15 protein-coding genes are annotated in these 19505 nt (G+C 68.6%); 6 read left to right on the top strand and 9 right to left on the bottom strand.

What is annotated here, in order from left to right; genetic code table 11:
* Positions 1-245 precede the first annotated feature (245 nt).
* From BST28156_RS04160 to BST28156_RS04150, 3 genes are all read left to right on the top strand, one after another.
* Entirely contained in the window at positions 246-1388 is a 1143-nt protein-coding gene (locus tag BST28156_RS04160; RefSeq protein ID WP_174901578.1) for a slipin family protein, read from the top strand.
* A gap of 59 nt (positions 1389-1447) precedes the next feature.
* Positions 1448-2671, top strand: a complete 1224-nt coding sequence (locus BST28156_RS04155; RefSeq protein WP_174901577.1) for an RtcB family protein — start codon at positions 1448-1450, stop codon at positions 2669-2671.
* A gap of 302 nt (positions 2672-2973) precedes the next feature.
* Positions 2974-4131 (top strand): DUF1176 domain-containing protein, encoded by a 1158-nt coding sequence (locus tag BST28156_RS04150; protein ID WP_174901576.1) that lies wholly within the window; start codon positions 2974-2976, stop codon positions 4129-4131.
* Between the two features lie 69 nt (positions 4132-4200).
* Here BST28156_RS04150 and BST28156_RS04145 read toward each other — a convergent pair whose 3' ends face one another.
* On the bottom strand, positions 4201-4869 hold the full coding sequence (locus BST28156_RS04145) for an O-methyltransferase (RefSeq protein ID WP_174901575.1): 669 nt from the start codon (positions 4867-4869) through the stop codon (positions 4201-4203).
* Between the two features lie 132 nt (positions 4870-5001).
* Here BST28156_RS04145 and BST28156_RS04140 point away from each other — a divergent pair, with 132 nt between their 5' ends.
* Positions 5002-6297, top strand: a complete 1296-nt coding sequence (locus tag BST28156_RS04140) for an O-acetylhomoserine aminocarboxypropyltransferase/cysteine synthase family protein (RefSeq protein WP_174901574.1) — start codon at positions 5002-5004, stop codon at positions 6295-6297.
* 63 nt (positions 6298-6360) lie between these two features.
* Here BST28156_RS04140 and BST28156_RS04135 read toward each other — a convergent pair whose 3' ends face one another.
* From BST28156_RS04135 to peaA, 8 genes are all read right to left on the bottom strand, one after another.
* Entirely contained in the window at positions 6361-7554 is a 1194-nt protein-coding gene (locus BST28156_RS04135; RefSeq protein WP_174901573.1) for a phosphotransferase enzyme family protein, read from the bottom strand.
* A gap of 59 nt (positions 7555-7613) precedes the next feature.
* Entirely contained in the window at positions 7614-8249 is a 636-nt protein-coding gene (gene pnuC, locus BST28156_RS04130; RefSeq protein ID WP_174901572.1) for a nicotinamide riboside transporter PnuC, read from the bottom strand.
* Between the two features lie 58 nt (positions 8250-8307).
* Entirely contained in the window at positions 8308-10539 is a 2232-nt protein-coding gene (locus tag BST28156_RS04125) for a TonB-dependent siderophore receptor (RefSeq protein ID WP_174901571.1), read from the bottom strand.
* A 549-nt stretch (positions 10540-11088) separates the two neighbouring features.
* Positions 11089-12807, bottom strand: coding sequence for an AMP-binding protein (locus BST28156_RS04120; RefSeq protein ID WP_174901570.1), 1719 nt, complete (start codon positions 12805-12807; stop codon positions 11089-11091).
* A gap of 34 nt (positions 12808-12841) precedes the next feature.
* The gene (peaD, locus tag BST28156_RS04115; protein ID WP_174901569.1) at positions 12842-13960 is read right to left on the bottom strand and encodes a quinohemoprotein amine dehydrogenase subunit beta; all 1119 of its coding nucleotides are present in this window, start codon (positions 13958-13960) and stop codon (positions 12842-12844) included.
* Positions 13961-13988: 28 nt separating this feature from the next.
* A complete protein-coding gene (gene qhpC / locus BST28156_RS04110; protein ID WP_009689614.1) occupies positions 13989-14312 on the bottom strand; it encodes a quinohemoprotein amine dehydrogenase subunit gamma in 324 nt (107 codons plus the stop codon).
* A gap of 2 nt (positions 14313-14314) precedes the next feature.
* Positions 14315-15745, bottom strand: a complete 1431-nt coding sequence (gene peaB, locus BST28156_RS04105; RefSeq protein ID WP_174901568.1) for a quinohemoprotein amine dehydrogenase maturation protein — start codon at positions 15743-15745, stop codon at positions 14315-14317.
* A gap of 71 nt (positions 15746-15816) precedes the next feature.
* Entirely contained in the window at positions 15817-17424 is a 1608-nt protein-coding gene (gene peaA / locus BST28156_RS04100) for a quinohemoprotein amine dehydrogenase subunit alpha (protein WP_174901567.1), read from the bottom strand.
* On the opposite strand from peaA, the gene BST28156_RS04095 reads away from it, so the two are divergent.
* A complete protein-coding gene (locus BST28156_RS04095; RefSeq protein WP_174901566.1) occupies positions 17417-17686 on the top strand; it encodes a hypothetical protein in 270 nt (89 codons plus the stop codon). The two genes, peaA and BST28156_RS04095, sit on opposite strands and share 8 nt — an antisense overlap.
* Positions 17687-17861: 175 nt before the next feature.
* Complete coding sequence (locus tag BST28156_RS04090; protein WP_174901565.1) at positions 17862-19355, top strand: aldehyde dehydrogenase family protein; 1494 nt, start codon at positions 17862-17864, stop codon at positions 19353-19355.
* Positions 19356-19505: the final 150 nt, after the last annotated feature.

Below are 19505 nucleotides of genomic sequence, written 5' to 3'. Positions count from 1 at the left end.
ACAATCTCTTGAAACAGCAGTACCCGCCGGCGTGGGTCGCGAGACCCGCCGCGTGTCGGACCGGTTGCGGTTCCGCGCGATCGGCCGGGCAGCCGGACCGCCTGCGCAAGCGCGCATCGCGACACGAAGCAGCAGGTGTCGCCGTGAACGCGAACGCCGGCCCCCGCGCCGCCCGCCCGGTCGCGTCGCGCCCCGATCCGTACGATGCGTGCCGCCCGGCGGTCATCGAAGAAAAGGACAAGAATATGTGGAAGCGTCATGTGGTGAAAAAGAACGAACGCGCGCTGTTGATGAACGAGGGCGATTTCGTGAAGGTGCTCGAACCGGGCGTGTTCCGGGCCTTCGATCCGTTCAAGCGTCTGTCGGTACAGACCGCGCGCCTCGATGCGCCGCTCGCCGACGCGGCGCTCGCCGACTACCTGCGTCACGACGCGGCGGACGTGCTCGCGCAGCACTTCGTTGCGATGGACCTGGCCGACGACGAAGCGGGCCTGCGCTACGAGGACGACGTGCTCGTCGAGATCCTGCCGCCCGGCACGCGGCGTCTGTACTGGCGCGGCCTGATCGCGCATCGGCTCGAGCGTGTCGACCTGTCGCAGGACAGCATGCTGTCGGCCGCGCTGGCGAAGCGCATCGCGCAGCCGGCGCTGCGTGCGCGCGGCGTCGCGGGCCTGACGGGCGTGCTGCTGGCGCAGGTGCCGGCGTACCACGTCGGTGTGCTGAAGATCGACGGCAAGATCGAGCGGCTGCTCGATCCGGGGCTGTCGGCATTCTGGCGCTTCAACCGCGACGTCGCGGTCGAGTACGTCGACCTGCGCGTGCAGTCGGTCGAAGTCGGCGGACAGGAAATCCTGACGCGCGACAAGGTCGCGCTGCGGCTGAACCTGTCGGCGACGTGGTGCTATGCGGACGTGCTGCACGCGTTCGGCCAGTTGCAGAAACCGGTCGAGCACCTGTATCGCGAGCTGCAGTTCGCGCTGCGCGCGGCCGTCGGCACGCGCTCGCTCGACGAGCTGCTGGAAGACAAGCAGGCGATCGACGAGGTCGTGATCGCGCAGGTGCGCGCCCGGCTCGCGAATTCGGGCGTCGAGGTGCGCAGCGTCGGCGTGAAGGATATCGTGCTGCCGGGCGACATGAAGACGATCCTCGCGCAGGTGGTCGAAGCCGAGAAGGCCGCGCAGGCGAACGTGATTCGCCGCCGCGAGGAAACGGCCGCGACGCGTTCGCTGCTGAACACCGCGAAGGTGATGGAAGAGAACCCGACCGCGCTGCGGCTCAAGGAGCTGGAAACGCTCGAGCGCGTCGCGGAACGGATCGACCGCATCTCGGTGTTCGGCGGTCTCGACCAGGTGCTGAACGGACTCGTCAGCATCAAGGGCGCGCAGTAAATGCAACGGCGCGGCGCATCAGCGCCGCGCACGATGAACGATGGAATCAGGTGAAGCCAATGAGTGAAACGGACTATCAGGTGATGGAGCTGGCGAACGGCAAGCCGGTGAAGATGTGGACGAACGGCGTCGCCGTCGAGGAAGACGCGCGCACGCAACTGCGCAACACCGCACAGATGCCGTTTATTTTCAAACACGTGGCGGTGATGCCGGACGTGCACCTCGGCAAGGGCTCGACGATCGGCAGCGTGATTCCGACGCAGGGCGCAATCATTCCGGCCGCGGTCGGCGTCGACATCGGCTGCGGCATGATGGCCGCGCGCACGACGCTGAGCGCAGCCGATCTGCCGGACTCGCTCGCGGGGCTGCGCAGCGCGATCGAACGCGCGGTGCCGCACGGCCGCGCGCCGGGCCGGCGCGATCCGGGTGCGTGGGGCGACCGCGCGCCGGCGACCGTCGCCGATGCATGGAAGTCGCTGCTGCCGGGCTTTCAGCGGATCGTCGACAAGTACCCGAAGCTGGAAAGGACCAACCATTACGCGCATCTCGGCACGCTCGGCACCGGCAACCACTTCATCGAAGTGTGCATCGACGAAGCGGATCGCGTGTGGTTCATGCTGCACAGCGGCTCGCGCGGCGTCGGCAACGCGATCGGCAGCCTGTTCATCGAACTCGCGCAGGCCGACATGCGGCAGCACATCGCGAACCTGCCGGACCGCAATCTCGCGTATTTCAACGAGGGCAGCCGGCACTTCGACGACTACGTCGAGGCGGTCGGCTGGGCGCAGGACTACGCGCGCCGCAACCGTCAGCTGATGATGGAAGCGGTGATCGATGCGGCGCGCGGCGCGATCGGCAAGCCGTTCGCGATCGACGAGCACGCGGTGAACTGCCACCACAACTATGTGCAGCGCGAACGCCACTTCGGCGAGGACGTCCTCGTGACCCGCAAGGGCGCGGTGTCCGCGCAGAAGGGGCAGCTCGGGATCATCCCGGGCTCGATGGGTGCGAAGAGCTTCATCGTGCGCGGGCTCGGCAACGCGGAAAGCTTCTGCTCGTGCAGCCACGGCGCGGGCCGCACGATGAGCCGGACCGAAGCGAAGCGCCGCTTCACCGTCGACGATCAGGTCAAGGCGACGCAAGGCGTCGAATGCCGGAAGGACGCGGGCGTCGTCGACGAAATCCCGATGGCCTACAAGGACATCGACGCGGTGATGGCAGCGCAGCGCAGCCTCGTCGAAGTGATGCACACGCTGCGTCAGGTGGTGTGCGTGAAAGGATAGCGCGGTGCGCGGCCGGTCGAGCTCGACACGTTTCCGCGCGACGTGCCCGATCATCGATGAAGGACGAACGGCGCGATGCCTGCGGGTATCGCGCCGTTTCGCCGTATGCGCTCACTGCTCGACGGCAGTCGCCGCAGCAACGCGCATGCCTGTGCGCGGCTCGGCAACGGATGGACCGGAGCCGGTCTCGACGAGACTAACGGCTATACTCGACGTTGTCCGGCCCGACGCGTAGGGCTTGCTTACGATACGCCGACTGCCGGGCCGCTTCTGCTTTCCGCCCCTCGTCGATACGAACCGCCATGTTTCGCCGCCTTTCGCTCGCCATCGCCGCCACCCTGCTCGCCCCCTCGCTCGCCGCTCACGCGCATCAGTCCGCGCAGCAATCGATCAACCGCAACTTCAGGAACTGGTCCGTCGTCTGCGACAACACCCGCCGCTGCATTGCCGAAAGCGGCGGCGACGATATCGATTCGCGCACCGGCCTGATCGTTCGCCTGACGCGCGATGCCGGCCCGGACGCGCAAGCGTCGCTGGAGCTGTTCGCGACGGCCCCGCTCGACCTGCAGGCCGCACGCGTGGACGGCCGCCCGTTCGACATGATGCCGGCCCGCTGGCAGGCGTCCGACAGCAATGCGAATACCCGGTTGTATCCGTTCCACGCCCGCACCCACGACGCGGCGACGATCGACGCATGGCTCGCCGCGTCGCGCAACGCGCAGACGCTGAGCTTCGGCGATCCGGCATCGGCGTCCGCATCGGCCTCGACGCCGAGTCTGTCCCTGGCGGGATTGAATGCCGCGCTGCTGCTGATCGACGACGCGCAAGGCCGCATCGGCACCGTCACCGCGCTGCTGCGCAAGGGCGGCCGGCCCGCCGCAGCGGTGCCCGCCGCGCCGACGCTGCCTGCCGCACCGACGCCCGCGCCGCCCGCCGCCCGGTTGTCGGCGGCCGAACAGCGCCCGCTCGTCGATGCGGTGCTGGCGAAATTCGGCGGCGACGTGAAGCGCTGCGCGGCCGACATGGAAGACGAGATGTCGCCGCAGGACCGCCGCAAGACGTCGCAGGCGACATCGCTGTCCGCCGACGACGCGCTCGTGTCGATCCCGTGCCAGACGAGCAGCATGTACAACCATACCGACCTCTGGTATCGCGTGCGCCGATCGCCGCCGTACGCGCCGACGCCGGTGGACTTCGGCGAAAACGCGAACGCGGGACTCGATTCGGCCTCGTTCGTCAACGAGCTGACCCAGGCCAGTTACGATCCGGCCGACGCGACGCTGTCGAGCATCGTCCGGCTGCGCAGCGCCGGCGATTGCGGCTCGAGCGCGTCGTGGATCTTCGACGGTCGCCGCTTCGTGCTGAGCGATGTCGCGATCAACGGCACCTGCAACGGGATGTTCCCCGATCAATGGCCGCGCCTGTATCGAACGGCCGGCGCGACGGACAACCGGCACTGACGCGAACATCGGCGCGCACATGCCGGCCGTGGGCGCCGCTGCCCGCTCGCCGCTATCTGCCGCTACCCGTCACTCGCCGACGATCGAAATCGAAAACCCGTCCCAGCCCTTCTGCCCGACGGTCTGCACGGCCGTCGTCGTCAGCCTCGGCTCGGCGGCGATGCGCGCGAATCCTTCGCGCACGCCGACGACGTCCGGATCGCGGTTGTCCGGATCGGCCACGCGCCCGCGCCGCACGACGTTGTCGACCACGATCACCGTGCCCGGCCGCGACAGCTTCAGCGCGGCGTCGAGATAGGCGCGGTTGTTGTCCTTGTCCGCGTCGATGAAGATGAAGTCGAACGGCGCCTCGCCGTCGGCAATCAGCCGCGCGAGACTGTCCTTCGCGCTGCCGACGACGACCGACACCGCCTCCGCGAACCCCGCGCGCGCGATGTTCTGCGTCGCGACCTTCGCATGCGCCGGATTCAGCTCGAGCGTCACGAGCCGGCCGCCCGGCGGCAACGCGCGCGCCAGCCAGATCGTGCTGTAGCCGCCGAGCGTGCCGACCTCGAGAATGCGCCGCGCGCCGCGAATCGTCGCGAGCAGCTGCAGCAGCTTGCCCTGGTTCGGCGCGACGTTGATCGCCGGCAGTCCGGCCGCTTCGCTCGCCGCCAGCGCCGCATCGAGCGCGTCGTCGGACGGCACGAGCGTCGCGGAGAAATAGGCGTCCACCCGGTTCCACTGATCCTGATCCATCACGCACCTTTCGTCTGCGGAAAAAGCCATTCTATGCACCGCACGCCAATAAGCAACGAACCATTCGTTCTAAGTCGGCGCACCGCGTGCCCATATAATCGCCGAACCATCACAACAACAGACGGAGCACCCATGACCGAACAGGCCTCTTCGAAGTGGCGCCTCGAAACCCTCGCCGTGCACGGCGGTTATCGCCCCGACCCGACCACGCGCGCGGTCGCGGTGCCGATCTACCAGACCGTTGCGTACGCATTCGACGACACGCAGCACGGCGCGGACCTGTTCGACCTGAAGGTCCAGGGCAACATCTATACGCGGATCATGAACCCGACGACGGACGTGCTCGAACAGCGCATCGCCGCGCTCGAGGGCGGCATCGGCGCGCTGGCGCTCGCATCCGGCCAGGCGGCCGTCACCTATGCGATCCAGACGATCGCCGAGGCCGGAGACAACATCGTGTCGGCAAGCTCGCTGTACGGCGGCACCTACAACCTGTTCGCGCATACGCTGCCGCAATACGGGATCACGACGCGCTTCGCCGATCCGCGCGACCCGGCCTCGTTCGAGCCGCTGATCGACGCGCGCACGAAGGCGATCTTCGCGGAATCGGTCGGCAACCCGCTCGGCAACATCACCGACATCGCCGCGCTCGCGGACATCGCGCATCGTCACGGCATCCCGCTGATCGTCGACAACACGGTGCCGTCGCCGTATCTGCTGCGCCCGTTCGAGCACGGCGCGGACATCGTCGTGCATTCGCTGACGAAATATCTCGGCGGCCACGGCACGAGCCTCGGCGGCGCGATCGTCGATTCGGGCAAGTTCCCGTGGGCCGAGCATGCGGACCGCTTCAAGCGGCTGAACGAGCCGGACGTCAGCTATCACGGCGTCGTCTACACGGAAGCGTTCGGGCCGGCCGCGTATATCGGCCGCGCGCGCGTCGTGCCGCTGCGCAACATGGGCGCGGCGATCTCGCCGTTCAACGCGTTCCAGATCCTGCAGGGCATCGAGACGCTCGCGCTGCGCATCGACCGGATCAGCGACAACGCGCTGAAGATCGCGCAGCATCTCGCGCGTCACGAACAGGTGGAATGGGTGAACTATGCGGGGCTGCCCGATCATCCGGACCATCCGCTGGTGGCGCGCTATCTGTCCGGCCGTGCACCGGGCATCCTGACGTTCGGCGTGAAGGGCGGCCGCGCAGGCGGCGCGAAGTTCCAGGACGCGCTGAGACTGTTCACGCGGCTCGTCAATATCGGCGACACGAAGTCGCTCGCGACGCATCCGGCCTCGACGACGCACCGGCAGCTGTCGCCGGCCGAGCTGGCGAAGGCCGGCGTGAAGGAGGAAACGGTGCGGCTGTCGATCGGCATCGAGCATATCGACGATCTGCTCGCCGATCTCGACCAGGCGCTCGCGCAGGTCTGACGCTTCGCGCGCGTCGGCGGCATGCGCGCCGCCGATGCGCGTCGCTTCACGACGGCGCGTGCGTCACGCGTCGCCGCGTCCCGCACGGCGGCGCTGCGCGAGCCAGTCGAGCAGCTGCCGCCCGTCGCGTTCGCCGAACCAGCGTGCGTGGCCGAGCAGATAACCGTCGTACGCAATGTCGACGGTCTCCGGCGCCTCGACAATGCAGCCGAAATACGCGACCTCCGACAACGCGAACTCCGTATGCACGATCGGCAGCAGCGCCACCAGCGCCGCATACGCGTCGTCGCTCAGCGGTTCGAGCGCTTCGTAGCCGTCGAGCAGCGCGTCGATCTGCGCATACTCGACGCGGCGCGCATCGGCCGGCGCGAGCCAGTCGATCGCATTGCGCTCGATCGCGAGCGCGAGGTCCATCACCGCGCAGGTGCGATCCGACAGGCCGAAATCGAGCACGGTCTGCACCTGCGCGCCCGGCTCGGCGCCGGTCCACAGCAGGTTCGACGCATGCCAGTCGCCGTGCGTCCACAGCGGCGCAAGCGCGGGCAGCAGCGGCGCGAGGCGCGCATGATACGGACCGATCGCGTCGGCCACATCGCCGCGCCAGTCGCGTGCGTCGAGCGCACGCACCAGCAGCGGCTGCGCATCGACCCAGCGTTCGAGCGCGCCCGCGAGATCGGCGCACGACAGCACGCGAAAACTCGACAGCAGCGTGCGCACCGGCCGCGCAGGTGCATCGTAGCCGGCCGACACGCGATGCAGGCGGGCCAGCGCCTGGCCGGCCGCATGCGCATGCGACGGATGCATGAACGGCTTCCACGACATCACGCCGCGATAGGCATCGACGCCCGGCGCGACCACGTGCACCTCGTAGGTCCAGTCGCCGAATGCGAACGCCGTCGCGCCGTCGCGCGCCGCGAGCACTTCCGGCACCGGGCAGCCGTGCGCACGCAGATGCGCGATGAAGCGATGCTCTTCCTCGAGCCCCGCGACGTCGCGCAGGCTCACGTGATGACGCTTGACGAACAGCGGCGCGCGGCCGTCGGCCATGCGCACCAGCGCAGCCGCCGAGAACGGCCGCGGGCTGTGCCACGTCAGCCGCTCGGGCTCGCCTGCGCCGTCGATGCGCGCGAGCACCGCCGCGACTTCGTCGTGCGTCATCAGCGGCCAGTCGCGTTCGGCCTGCTCGCCGTCGACGCCGAATTGCGGCGGCGCGATGTCGCGCGATACCGGCCCGTCCGGCTCGAGAGGGAATGACATGAACGACCTAGCTCCGTAAACGAATCATCGCGTGAACCGCGGTGCGAACCCGAGCGGGCTCAGCGCGCGCCGTCGCCCGCCGCAAGCGTGGACCTGCCCGCCGCGCGCAGCGCGTCGGCGGTCCGGCTCCAGTCGCGCCAGCCGACCACCGCCAGCCCGATGAACAGCGCATAGAGCCCGGCCGTCAGATACAGTGCCTTGAATACGAACATCCCGACGTACACGACGTTCACGACGATCCACAGCCCCCACGACGCGATATAGCGCCGCGCGGTCCAGTACTGCGCGACGAGGCTGAATGCGGTCAGCGACGCGTCGACGAACGGCAGCGCCGCGTCGGTCCAGCGCGCCATCATCCCGCCCAGCAGCGCACTGCCGACGACAGCCGCGATCAGGTCGGGCAGCATCTGCCGCGGCCGCACGCCGGTCACGGGCGCCACGTCGCCGGCCGGCGCCGCCGCACTGCCGCCGGCCTCGCTCGCGCGCTGCGCGAGCCAGCGCTGCCAGCCGTACACCTGCAGCACCGCGAACGCGCCCTGCAGCAGCATGTCCGAGTACAGCTTCGCGTCGAAGAAGATCCAGCCGTACAGCGCGACCGACGCGAGGCCGACCGGCCAGCACAGCATGCGCCGCTTCGCGGTCAGCCAGATCGCGAGCGCGCTGACGATCACGCCGGCGATTTCGAGTGGGGACATCGTCCGTGCTCTCCAGTGGTGCCGACGGGCCGCCGCTCACGCGGCCGGCGCCGGCCGGTCAGAAATCATAGGTCAACGATACGCGAGCCGTGCGCGGCGCGCCCGGGAACAGGTACGCGTCGCCCTGCTGCTCGCCCGCGTCGCGCCAGTAGAACTTGTTGAACAGATTGTCCACCGACACGCGCAGCACCGTGCGATGGCCCGCGATCTTCGTCGTGTAGCGCGCGCCGAGATTGAACACGAACCACGACGGCACGCGCGCGGTGCCCTCCTCGTTCGCGTTGCGGGCCGCGCTGTACTCGACGCCGCCGAGCAGGTTCAGGCCCGCGACCTGCGGCACCGCGTAATCCGCGTACAGCGACGCGCGCAGCGCGGGCACGTTGATGATCTGGTGCCCTTCGTACGCGGGCGAGCCCGAATCGTACGCGCGGGCGCGGATCGCCGCGACGCTGGCCGTCAGCGACAGCCGCTGCGTGAGCCGGCCAGCCGCGCCGAGCTCGATCCCCTGGTGCCGCTGCGTGCCGCGCTGCACGAACGTATAGCTGGTGCCCGACGCGTCCGGATCGGCGAACTGGAACGGCTTGCTGATCGAGAACACGGCGGCCGTGAGGCTCAGCCGGTCGAGCCAGTCGTACTTCGCGCCGAGTTCGACCTGATGCGATTCGACCGGCGGCAGGAACGCATATGCGTTGGTCGCGCGCACCGGCGCCTGGTCGCCGAGCGACAGCGCCTTGCTGTACGACGCGTACAGCGACAACGCGGTCACCGGCTTGTAGACGAGCGCGACCTGCGGCAGGAACACCGAGCGGTCGGTATGCGTGGCCGGACCGTCGAGGCTGTCCCAGCTGCGCTGGCGCAGCAGCACTTCCTTGCCGCCCGCGAGCACCTGCCAGTGTTCGCCGAGGCTGATGCGGTCGAGCCCGAACACGCCGTACTGCCACGCATCGAGCTGCGGATACGACGGCCCCGCCACGTTCGGCGACGGCGGAAACGCGACATCGGGACCGTAGATGTTCTCGCTGCCGACGTAGTCGTACACCGCATCCGCCATGTGCACGACGCGACGCTGCACGCTCAGGCCCAGCGTCAACTCGTGCCGCAGCGGCCCGGTCGTGAACTTGCCGGTCGTCACCGCGCGCAGGTCGTCGTTGCGACGATACTCGCCGGGGCTGCGGAAGTCGTACACGTCGTAGTCGCCGTTCGCGCCGAAGAAGAACGGCGACGTCGCGCCGGCCGCGCAGCTGGCCGCGTACGCGCAGCCGTACGGAAACGCGCTGTTGTCGTCGATCATCGTGCGGCTGCGGCCCGCAGCAATGTATGCGCGCCAGTTGTCGCTGAACTGGTAGTCGAAGCGTGCGTTCAGGTTCAGCGCGTCGGTGGTGACGGGCTTCGCCCACGGCTGCGTGCCGAGCGCCTTCGACGTCGTGTTGACCGACGGCACGACGGTGCCGCCCAGCAGTTGATAGCCGGGCGCGGAACGCTGGATCCACTGCTGGAATTCGGCGTTGAGCTGCAGGCTCGCGCGCGGGTTGATGTCCCAGTCGGCGGCGATCGAGCCGAACGTGCGCCGTCCGTTCGTGCCGTCGATATACGAGTGCATGTTCTCCTTCGCGGCGTTGATCCGGAAGCCGAACTGATTGTCGGGGCCGAAGCGGCGTCCGAGATCCACCGCCGCCGACGTCGAGCCGCGGCTGTCGACGCCCGTCGTCACGCTCGCGACGTTCGCGGAGCGCTTGGTCACGAAGTCGATCACGCCGCCCGGTGCGACCACGCCGCTGTCGATGCCCGCGAGGCCTTTCAGGATCTCGACGCGCTCCTTGTTCTCGAGCGGCACGTTCTGCTCGCCGGACACCGTCAGCCCGTCGATGCGGATCGCGCTCGCGAGGTCGACCGGGAAACCGCGGATCGCGAAGCCTTCGTAGTAGCCGACCGGCGCATAGTCGTTGACGACCGACGCGTCGTTGCGCACCACGTCGCTCAGCCGCTTCGCCTGCTGGTCGTCGAGCTGCGCGCGCGTGACGACGCTCACCGAGGCGGGCGTGTCGCGCAGCGGCGCGTCGTCGAGACCGGCCACCGATGCGTCGCGCGCGCGATAGGTGCTGCCGCGCTCGCCGCTGACCGTGATGGTCGGCAGCGTCGCGCCGGCCGTCGCATCGGCGTCCGGCGCCGGCGCATCGCCGGGTGCCGCGGCGGCCTGCGCCGCGAAAAGCGTGATGCCGAGACCGACGCCGAGCCCGACATTCGCGCGCCGCCGCCGTGCGGCCGACGCTGTTGTTCTATTCACCGTCATTGTTCTGGATGGAAAACTCGCCACTCAACCCTGTCGAAACCCGAAGCCCGTTACGAAGCCGCAAAGCGCCGCGCGATACGCTGTCCTGTCGCCGCCCTGACGCCGCTCTCGTGGCGCAGGGTCACGCACGCATACGCGCGCCATTCGCCTGAAGACAAAACCGCATGCGCGCCGGTCGAGCAGGGAATCGCAAGAGGGAACACCGGATTCGGGCGATGCGCCGGCAACGGCGCGGCCCGTCAGCGGGCCGGTCGCCGGTGCGTATATCGTGCGGCCGGCTGCCTCGCGCGGCCGTTGCATGCGGGGGACGCTTCAGACGCCGCGGCGCGGCAGGCGACGCGCGCAGTGCGCGCCGTTCCGGGGAACGGCCGACTGTCCGTCGCGCGCGACATCGCGGCGCGGCGCGCATTTTACCCCGGGTGGACGGGGCGGCAGGGAAAACCGCCGGCGGCGGCGGTCGGCGCTTCGAACCGGTCGATAAACGGCGGAACGAGATTTCGGCCGCCCCGGCGGAGGGCGGCGCGGCGGCATCGGGCCGCCGCAGCCGAGCTATGCGGTATCGGCAGCCTTCAGTCCGCGCGCTTCGATCATCTTCTGACGCATCACGAACTTCTGCACCTTGCCCGTCACCGTCATCGGCAGCTCGTCGACGAAGCACACGTATTTCGGAATCTTGTAGTGCGCGATCTGTCCGTGACAGAACGCGCGCACGTCGTCCTCGGTCATCTGTTCGTCCGCGCGCAGCACGATCCACGCGCACAGCTCCTCGCCGTATTTCGGATCGGGCACGCCGAACACCTGCACGCTCTGGATCTTCGGATGCCGGAACAGGAATTCCTCGATCTCGCGCGGATAGATGTTCTCGCCGCCGCGAATCACCATGTCCTTCAGCCGGCCGACGATATTGCAGTAGCCGTCCGCGTCGAGCGTCGCGAGATCGCCGGTGTGCATCCAGCCGTCGACGATCGTCTCGCGCGTCTTCGCCTCGTCGTCCCAGTAGCCGAGCATCACCGAATAGCCCTTCGTGCACAGCTCGCCGGTCGCGCCGATCGGCACGATATTCCCTTCCGGATCGACAATTTTCACGTCGAGATGAGGCTGCACGCGCCCGACCGTCGTCGTGCGCTTCTCCAGCGGATCGTCGGTCGAGCTCTGGAACGACACGGGGCTCGTCTCGGTCATCCCGTACGCGATCGTGATCTCCGACAGATGCATCTGCGACACGACGCGCTTCATCGTCTCGATCGGACACGGCGAGCCGGCCATGATCCCGGTGCGCAGCGTCGACAGGTCGAACTTCGCGAACTCCGGATGATCGAGTTCCGCGATGAACATCGTCGGCACGCCGTGCAGCGCGGTGCAGCGCTCCTCCGACACCGCCGCGAGCGTCGCGACCGGGTCGAACGCCTCGCCCGGAAACACCATCGCCGCGCCCTTCGACACGCACGCGAGCACGGCCAGCACCATGCCGAAGCAGTGATACAGCGGCACCGGAATGCACAGCGCGTCCTGCTCGCTGAAACGCATCGCCATCGCGATGAAGCGTGCGTTGTTGACGACGTTGCGATGCGTAAGCGTCGCGCCCTTCGGGCTGCCGGTCGTGCCGCTCGTGAACTGGATGTTGATCGGATCGGTCGACGCGAGCGTCGCGCCGAGCGCATCGAGCCGCGCGAGGTCGAGCGTGTCGCGACCCTGCGCGACGACGTCCGGATAGCGCAGCATGCCCGGCGTGTTACCGTCGCCCATCCGGATCACGATGCGCAGCTCGGGCAGCCGCGCCGCGCGCAGCTCGCCGGGCGCGCTATGCGCGAGTTCCGGCGCGAGCGCCTGCAGCATCTCCAGGTACGCCGACGACTTGAACTGCTCGGCCGCGATCAGCGCGCGGCAGCCGACCTTGTTCAGCGCGTATTCGAGTTCCGCGAGCCGGTAGGCGGGATTGATGTTGACGAGGATCGCGCCGATGCGCGCGGTCGCGAACTGCGTGAGCAGCCACTCGCTGCGGTTCGGCGACCAGATGCCGACGCGGTCGCCCTTCGCGATGCCGAGCGCGGCGAGCCCCGCTGCGAGCACGTCGACCTCGTGCGCGAACTCGCGCCAGGTCCATCGCACCTGCTGCTCGCGAAACACGACAGCCGGCCGCGCCGGAAAGCGCGACGCGGTATCGCGCAGCAGCGCGGCAACGGTCGCGTCCGACAGCGGCACGTCGGTGCGGCCGCGCACGATCGACAGTCCGTCGTGCGGCGCGCCGTCTGCGATGACGGTAGTCATGCAAGGTCTCCTGTTCGGTTGCGCCGTGCGTGCATCATCGCGTGAACATCTGCGCGGTCGTGATCGCCATGTCGCCGCCCGGCACGCGGATGTCCTTCAGCTTCTTCAGCGTATCGGCGTCGTACACGGCGACGGTGTTGAACGTGCCGGCCAGATAGAGCTTGCTGCCCGCGCGGTTGAACGACAGGCAGTAGTACGAGTGATCGAGCGGCGCGGCCTCGATCAGCTTCTCGTGCTTCACGTCGTATTTCGTCAGCCGGTTCAGCACGCCGTACATCAGGTTCGGATCCTTCGGCGACAGCCCGCCCGTAAAATACACCTCGGTCACCGGCGCGAAATCCTTCACCGTCGCGTTGCCCGACTTCAGGTCGATGTCGACGTAGCCGTACATCGTCTGGGCGGAGGCCGGATCCTTCCTGTCGTCCTTGAAGCGGTCGGCCGTGTAGAGCAGGTTGAACGTATGCTGCGGACGCTGCTGCGGCCACACGTACAGCACGTCGGGCTGCCCGTACAGCGGCCGCTTCCAGTTGCGCAGCGGCACCGCGACGTCGTACTTGCCCGTCTGCGCGTTCATCCGGTAGATGTCCGCGCCGACGATGAACAGCGAGCCGTCGTCGGCGGCCTGCAGCATCGTCGTCTGGCGCGGCGCCGCGAACGTGCGCACCGGTTTCGCATCGAGCCCGCCGTCGGTCCGGTACACCTGCAGGCGCGGCGACTGCACCTCGTAGCTGTCGCGGTTCAGCCTGGTCGGGTTGACGACGCTGTAGATCTCCTTGCCGTCGGGGCTTACCGCGATCGAGAACATCGCGCGCGCACGTTCGTTGCCCGCCTCGGCAAGCTCCGCATGGAACACGGTCTTGCACGAATCGAGATCGACGCCGTACAGGTCGCCGTAGTGATTGTTCAGCACGTACGCGCGCGTGCGGTCGGGGCTGATCTGGATCGTGCCGGGCCCGAACGCGTCGGGCAGCGTGCAGGTCTTGACGACGCTGTCGGTGCCCGCGTCGATCACCGTCAGGTTGTTCGGATAGTTCGTGACGGCGAGGTATTCGCGTCCGGCCTGCAGCGGGCCGTCGGCGGCGGCCGACAGCGTCGCGGCCGATGCGAGCGCCGCGGCGAGCAGCGCCCGGCTCAGGGGTGTCGTGAATCGCATGGAGAATCCTTGGTCGGAGCCGGGTGGATCACTTGTCTTTGGGGAACACGCTGCCGAGCTGGCGCCAGTCGGTGCCGGAATCGGCCGCGTGCTTGTTCCAGTCGGGATAGGTGCTCATCATGTCGGGCACCTGCGCGGGCCACCAGCACGGGTCGGAGCAGCCGTACAGGTCGGCTTCCATCGGCTGGCACAGCGACGCGACGCCGCCGAACACGTCGGTCTCCCAGCCGGGGTCGGTGGTCGACGTGCAGCCCGCGACCGACGTCATCGCGACGACTTCCTCGAGCCGGTCCTGCTGCGCGGCTTCCTCGAGCTTTCTCGCCTTGTTGTTGAGCGGCTTCAGATGTTTCATGGTCAGTTCGCCTTCCGCGGAATGAGGTAAGTGTCGATGAACGCCGGATTGCCGGCGACGATCCGGCTGTAGACCTCGATGCCGAAATCGATCCAGTCGCGCATCAGCTCGCAGTAGTGATAGGTCGGATGCGCCGGGTCGCCGTAGCGTGCATAGCTCTCGTGATAGCAGCCGCCCGAGCACAGGTTGCGGATCCGGCAGGTCTCGCAGCCGGTGCCGCTGCGCTCGAGGCGCTGCGACAGGAAGTCGTTGAGCTGCGCCTGCGCGACGCCGTCGCGCACGTTGCCGAAGGTCGGCAGCGTCGAGCCCGTGAAGCGGTGGCACAGGTTCAGGTCGCCCTTGTGGTCGACCGCGAGCATCTTGAGCCCTGCGCCGCACGGCAGCGATTTCTTGTGCCCTTCGTGCAGATCGGTGATCAGCTGGTGCAGGTTCGAGAAGCCGATATTGCGGTTCTCTAGCGCGGCGGCGAGATAGCGGCGGCCGAGCGCCTTCATGTTCGCGAACACCTGCGCGAGCGCGTCGGGCTGCAGGTTGAACGTGTCGAGCTGCCCCGACGTGACGGGCGCGAAGCCGACTTCCGCGAAGCCAAGTTCGTTGAACAGGTGATCCCAGATTCCTTCGATGTCGGTCACGCCGCTCGTTAGCGTCACGCGTGCGCCGACCGGCCGGCTGCGATAGCGCCCGAGCAGCATGTCGACCTTGCGCCGCACGACGTCGTAGGTGCCCGCGCCGCCGACCGTGCGGCGGTTCAGGTCGTGGATCGAGCGCGGCCCGTCGATGCTGACCGACAGCCCGAAGCGATGCGCGTCGAGCCAGTCGACGATCTCCTCGGTCAGCAGCGTCGCGTTGGTCGTCATCACGAACTCGACCTGCTTGCCGAGTGCGCCGAACCGCAGCTCGCAGTACTCGACCATCGCCTCGATCAGCTTGCGGTTGCTGAGCGGTTCGCCGCCGAAGAACACGACCGTATAGCGCGGCAGGTCCGGCGACTCCTTCAGCAGCATCTCGACCGACGCCTTCGCGGTGTCGAGGTCCATCCGCCGCCCGGCGGACGGCGTGTCGAGGTCTTCCTTGTAGCAATACGTGCAGCTCAGGTTGCAGCCGGTGTTCACGTTCAGCACGACCGTATCGATCGCGGTGCGCTCGACGCGCTTCACCGCGATCTCGGGCGTGAGCGGCGAGCCGTCGCTGACGACCTCGAGGGCCATCAGCTCGCCGAGCGTTTCGGCAAGTTCGCCGCGCGGCGAGCGACCGCCGAGCCGCGCGAACAGCTCGTCGGCCGTGCAGCTGCTCGCACGCAATGCGTCGAGGATGTCGGCCGTCACGCGATCGGCCGCGAACAGCGAGCTGCTCGGCACATGGAACATCAGGCGCTCGTCGTCGACCCGTACTTCATGCACGTTGCGTTCGACCACGTTCAGCAGGGCGCTCATCGGATTCTCCTTGCGTTCGTCGATTCGGACCGGGCCGCGTCGCGGCCCGGCGCCAGCGGATGCGGGGTCGCTCAGGGCAGCGGCGGATTGTTCCAGCGCTGCACCGCGACGATCATGCGCCCGGTGCCCGTCACCGTGCGCGCTCCGTCGGTCACCGTCGCGACGACGTTCAGGTTGCCCGTGTTGTTGGTGCCCATCCGGCGCGCGGGATTCGGCCCCGCGTCACCCGGCGTGAAGATCCCCGTCGATGCCTGCATCACGCCCGCGAACTGCGTGTCGCGATCGCCCTTCGCCTGGTCGTCGAACGGCGCGACCGACCATTGCGCGGGCACCACGCCGATACGAAACGGCTTGCCGGCGCCGTCGACGCCCCATGCGACCGCGTCGAAACGGCCCTCGACCTTCGGCGTCGCGCCGCCGTTGCCGCCGATGCGCGCGACCGCGAAGTCCGGTTCGACCTTCACGTCGCGAATCTCGCGATAGACCGCGAAGCCGTCCGCACGCGCGGCGCCGACGCTCACGCTGCGCGGACCGGCCGCGCTGCCGTCGGCCGCCTTCACGCGCACCCGCAGATAGCCGGGCGTGCGTTCGAGCACCGATGCGACGGTCACGCCGGGGCCGAACGCCGGCGCGCCCTGCAGGTTCGTGCCGACGATCGTCACGTCGGTCTCGGTGCCCGCCTTCACGTAAGCGGGCTGCACCGCGACGATGTGCGGCTTGCCGAGCTTCGCCGCGCTGAAGTCGAGGCCGCGCTCGTCATGCGCATCGTCGAACATCCGGCCGCGCATCTCGCCGTCGGTCGCCATCAGCACCTGCCGCATCGTCGTATCGCCGACCTTCACGCTCGCGCGCCATTCGTAGCCCGTGTAGAGCGTCGCGGTGCCGGTGCCTTCGAGCGGGCTGCCGTCCGCGAAGCGCCCCTTCAGCTCGACGTCGAAGCGGTCGCCCGCGCCGCCCTTCACGGTCATCGTGCCGTACGCGTCGCCCTTGCCGGGCATGTGGCCGCCGAAGCTCCACGTGCCGGCGAGCGCGGTCGCGGGCGGATGATGCTGCTTCCAGTCGGTCCACGCGCGGCTGTCGTACGGGTAGTCCTTCGCGAGCATCGGCGCCATCTCGGTCAGCGCGATCTTCAGCCAGTCGCGGTCGCGGCCCATCGCCGAATACTCGATCGACGGCCATTGCCCGAGGTGAAAATTCACGAGCCGGTCCCATTCCGCGACCGGGCGGCGCTGCAGCAGCGGACGCGCGGCCGAGTGGCAGCGCGCGCACATCTGCCTGAACTCGTCGTTGCCGGCCGTCTCCTGCGTGTTCAGCCGGCGCTCCGGCGCATAGCGGAAGTCCTTCGTCTCCGACGGCGCAAGACCCTGCGTATCCGACAGGTACTTGACGAGGATGCGCCGCTCGTCGTCGCTGATCGTCAGGCCGTGCATCGTCTGCATGCGCGCAATCGTCATCAGCCAGCCTTCCGGCGTCTTGCGCTGGTGACTGATGCGGCTCCACGAATCCTTCGACTCGGCCGCGTGACAGGCGGCGCAGGTCTGGCTCAGGATCGCGTGGGCATCGCGCGGCGCCTGGGCCTGCGCGTGCGCCGCGCCCGAGGCCAGCGCAAGCGCGCCGGCGGCCGCGGCGGCCACGGCCGCGCGGCGCGGCCTGCTGCGTCGAATGAAAGTCTTGAACAAGGCTCTGCTCCTTTACGTGGGGTCTCGATTCGTCCGGCATCCAGCGCTGCGGCGCTTGTCGGATGCTCTTCAAGCACAGGCCGTGCCAATTGCCGGCGTCGAGTTCGCCACAAGGAAAACACGCGTTTTCGCCGGCGAACGCTCGGGAAAATCCCGATTCAAACCGGCGCGCCAAACCGGCATTCGCGCGCCATTGCAGCGGTTTCGCACGACGCATGCGCCGCATGTCGCGTCTCACGTTGCACGCCGATTCTCAAAATGAGACAACGCGCGCCCGGCGCGGCGCGAACCCGCCGCGTCGCGTCGTGGTGTGCGCATCGCGCCGGCCGCCCCGCCGCGCATGGCTTGCCCGCCGCGTCTCTGCACGCGCGCGCGGCGCTTGGTATGGAAGCTGCTTCGCGGCTCTGCACCCGAACCCCGATGAGCGAGGAGCTTCCATGCAGGCAACGTTGTCCTTACTTCCGCAAACCCACACGTTCATCGCGCGCGCGCCGTCGATGCTGATCGGCGACGCGTGGCTCGGCGCCGAAAGCGGTGCGACGCTGGCGGTCCGCAATCCCGCGACCGGCGACGAGCTGTGCCGCGTGCCGGCATCCGGCGCCGCCGACGTCGATCGCGCGGTGCGCGCCGCCCGCCAGGCGTTCGACGATTCCGCGTGGAGCCGCATGCGGCCGCGCGAACGGCAGAACCTGCTGTGGCGCCTCGCCGATCTCGTCGAACGCGACGCGCAGCAGCTCGCCGAGCTCGAATGCGTGAACAACGGCAAGAGCGCACAGATCGCACGCGTGATGGACGTGCAGCTGTCGATCGATTTCCTGCGCTACATGGCCGGCTGGGCGACCAAGATCGAAGGCTCGACCGTCGACGTGTCGATGCCGCTGATGCCCGACAGCCAGTTCCACGGCTTCATCCGGCGCGAGGCGGTCGGCGTGGTCGGCGCGATCGTCGCGTGGAATTTCCCGCTGCTGCTCGCGTGCTGGAAGCTCGGCCCCGCGCTCGCGACCGGCTGCACGATGGTGCTGAAGCCCGCCGACGAAACGCCGCTCACCGCGCTGCGGCTCGCCGAGCTCGTGCAGGAAGCCGGCTATCCGGCCGGCGTGTTCAACGTCGTGACCGGCACCGGCGTCGACGCGGGCGCCGCGCTCGCGCAGCATCCGGACGTCGACAAGCTGACCTTCACGGGCTCGACCGAGGTCGGCAAGCTGATCGGCAAGGCCGCAATGGAATCGATGACGCGCGTGACGCTCGAACTCGGCGGCAAGTCGCCGACCATCGTGTTCGACGATGCCGACCCGGCCGTCGCGGCGGCCGGCGCGGCCACCGCGATCTTCTTCAATCACGGCCAGGTGTGCTGCGCAGGCTCGCGCCTGTACGTGCAGCGCAAGCACTTCGACCGCGTGGTCGGCGACGTCGCGAATATCGCGAGCAACATGAAGCTCGGCAACGCGCTCGACCCGAGCGTCGACATGGGCCCGCTGATCTCGCTGAAGCAGCAGCAGCGCGTGGCCGGCTACATCGAGCGCGGCCGCGCACTCGGCGCGCAGCTCGCGTGCGGCGGCGAAGCGTACGGGCCCGGCTACTTCGTGAAGCCGACCGTGCTCGTCGACGTCGACCAGAAAGGCCCGCTCGTGCAGGAGGAGATCTTCGGCCCGGTGCTCGTCGCGATGCCGTTCGACACGATCGACGACGCGATCCGGCTCGCGAACGACACGCGCTACGGGCTCGGCGCGAGCATCTGGACCAACAACCTGTCGGCCGCGCACCGGATGATTCCGAAGATCCGCTCCGGTTCGGTGTGGGTCAACTGCCACAGCGCGCTCGATCCGGCGCTGCCGTTCGGCGGCTACCGGATGTCGGGCTTCGGCCGCGAAATGGGCGCGGCCGCGATCGAGCACTACACGGAGCTGAAATCGGTGCTGATGAACGTATAGCCGCAGCGCGCGGCCGCGCCCCCGCCCGTGGTCCGCCCCTCGGCGGGAAACGGGTCGCCGACGGGGGCGCGAACGGCCCGCCGGCGCGCCACGCGAACCCAAGCCGTTCGAGGACGTCCGCCCCGCCCATCGCCATGCACGTCGCCCCCT

The sequence above is a fragment of the Burkholderia pseudomultivorans genome, from assembly GCF_902499075.1.
GTDB lineage: Bacteria > Pseudomonadota > Gammaproteobacteria > Burkholderiales > Burkholderiaceae > Burkholderia > Burkholderia pseudomultivorans.
The sequence above is the reverse complement of the archived record's forward strand: the minus strand, read 5'-3'. Positions and strand labels throughout refer to the sequence as shown.

Bases quoted from the DNA above. Each gene is read 5' to 3' on its own strand.
- BST28156_RS04150 (WP_174901576.1), top strand. From the start codon at position 2,974: ATGTTTCGCCGCCTTTCGCTCGCCATCGCCGCCACCCTGCTCGCCCCC.
- peaB (WP_174901568.1), bottom strand. From the start codon at position 15,745: ATGAGCGCCCTGCTGAACGTGGTCGAACGCAACGTGCATGAAGTACGG.
- BST28156_RS04140 (WP_174901574.1), top strand. From the start codon at position 5,002: ATGACCGAACAGGCCTCTTCGAAGTGGCGCCTCGAAACCCTCGCCGTG.
- BST28156_RS04160 (WP_174901578.1), top strand. From the start codon at position 246: ATGTGGAAGCGTCATGTGGTGAAAAAGAACGAACGCGCGCTGTTGATG.
- qhpC (WP_009689614.1), bottom strand. From the start codon at position 14,312: ATGAAACATCTGAAGCCGCTCAACAACAAGGCGAGAAAGCTCGAGGAA.
- BST28156_RS04090 (WP_174901565.1), top strand. From the start codon at position 17,862: ATGCAGGCAACGTTGTCCTTACTTCCGCAAACCCACACGTTCATCGCG.
- peaD (WP_174901569.1), bottom strand. From the start codon at position 13,960: ATGCGATTCACGACACCCCTGAGCCGGGCGCTGCTCGCCGCGGCGCTC.
- BST28156_RS04125 (WP_174901571.1), bottom strand. From the start codon at position 10,539: ATGACGGTGAATAGAACAACAGCGTCGGCCGCACGGCGGCGGCGCGCG.
- pnuC (WP_174901572.1), bottom strand. From the start codon at position 8,249: ATGTCCCCACTCGAAATCGCCGGCGTGATCGTCAGCGCGCTCGCGATC.
- BST28156_RS04155 (WP_174901577.1), top strand. From the start codon at position 1,448: ATGAGTGAAACGGACTATCAGGTGATGGAGCTGGCGAACGGCAAGCCG.
- BST28156_RS04120 (WP_174901570.1), bottom strand. From the start codon at position 12,807: ATGACTACCGTCATCGCAGACGGCGCGCCGCACGACGGACTGTCGATC.
- BST28156_RS04145 (WP_174901575.1), bottom strand. From the start codon at position 4,869: ATGGATCAGGATCAGTGGAACCGGGTGGACGCCTATTTCTCCGCGACG.
- BST28156_RS04135 (WP_174901573.1), bottom strand. From the start codon at position 7,554: ATGTCATTCCCTCTCGAGCCGGACGGGCCGGTATCGCGCGACATCGCG.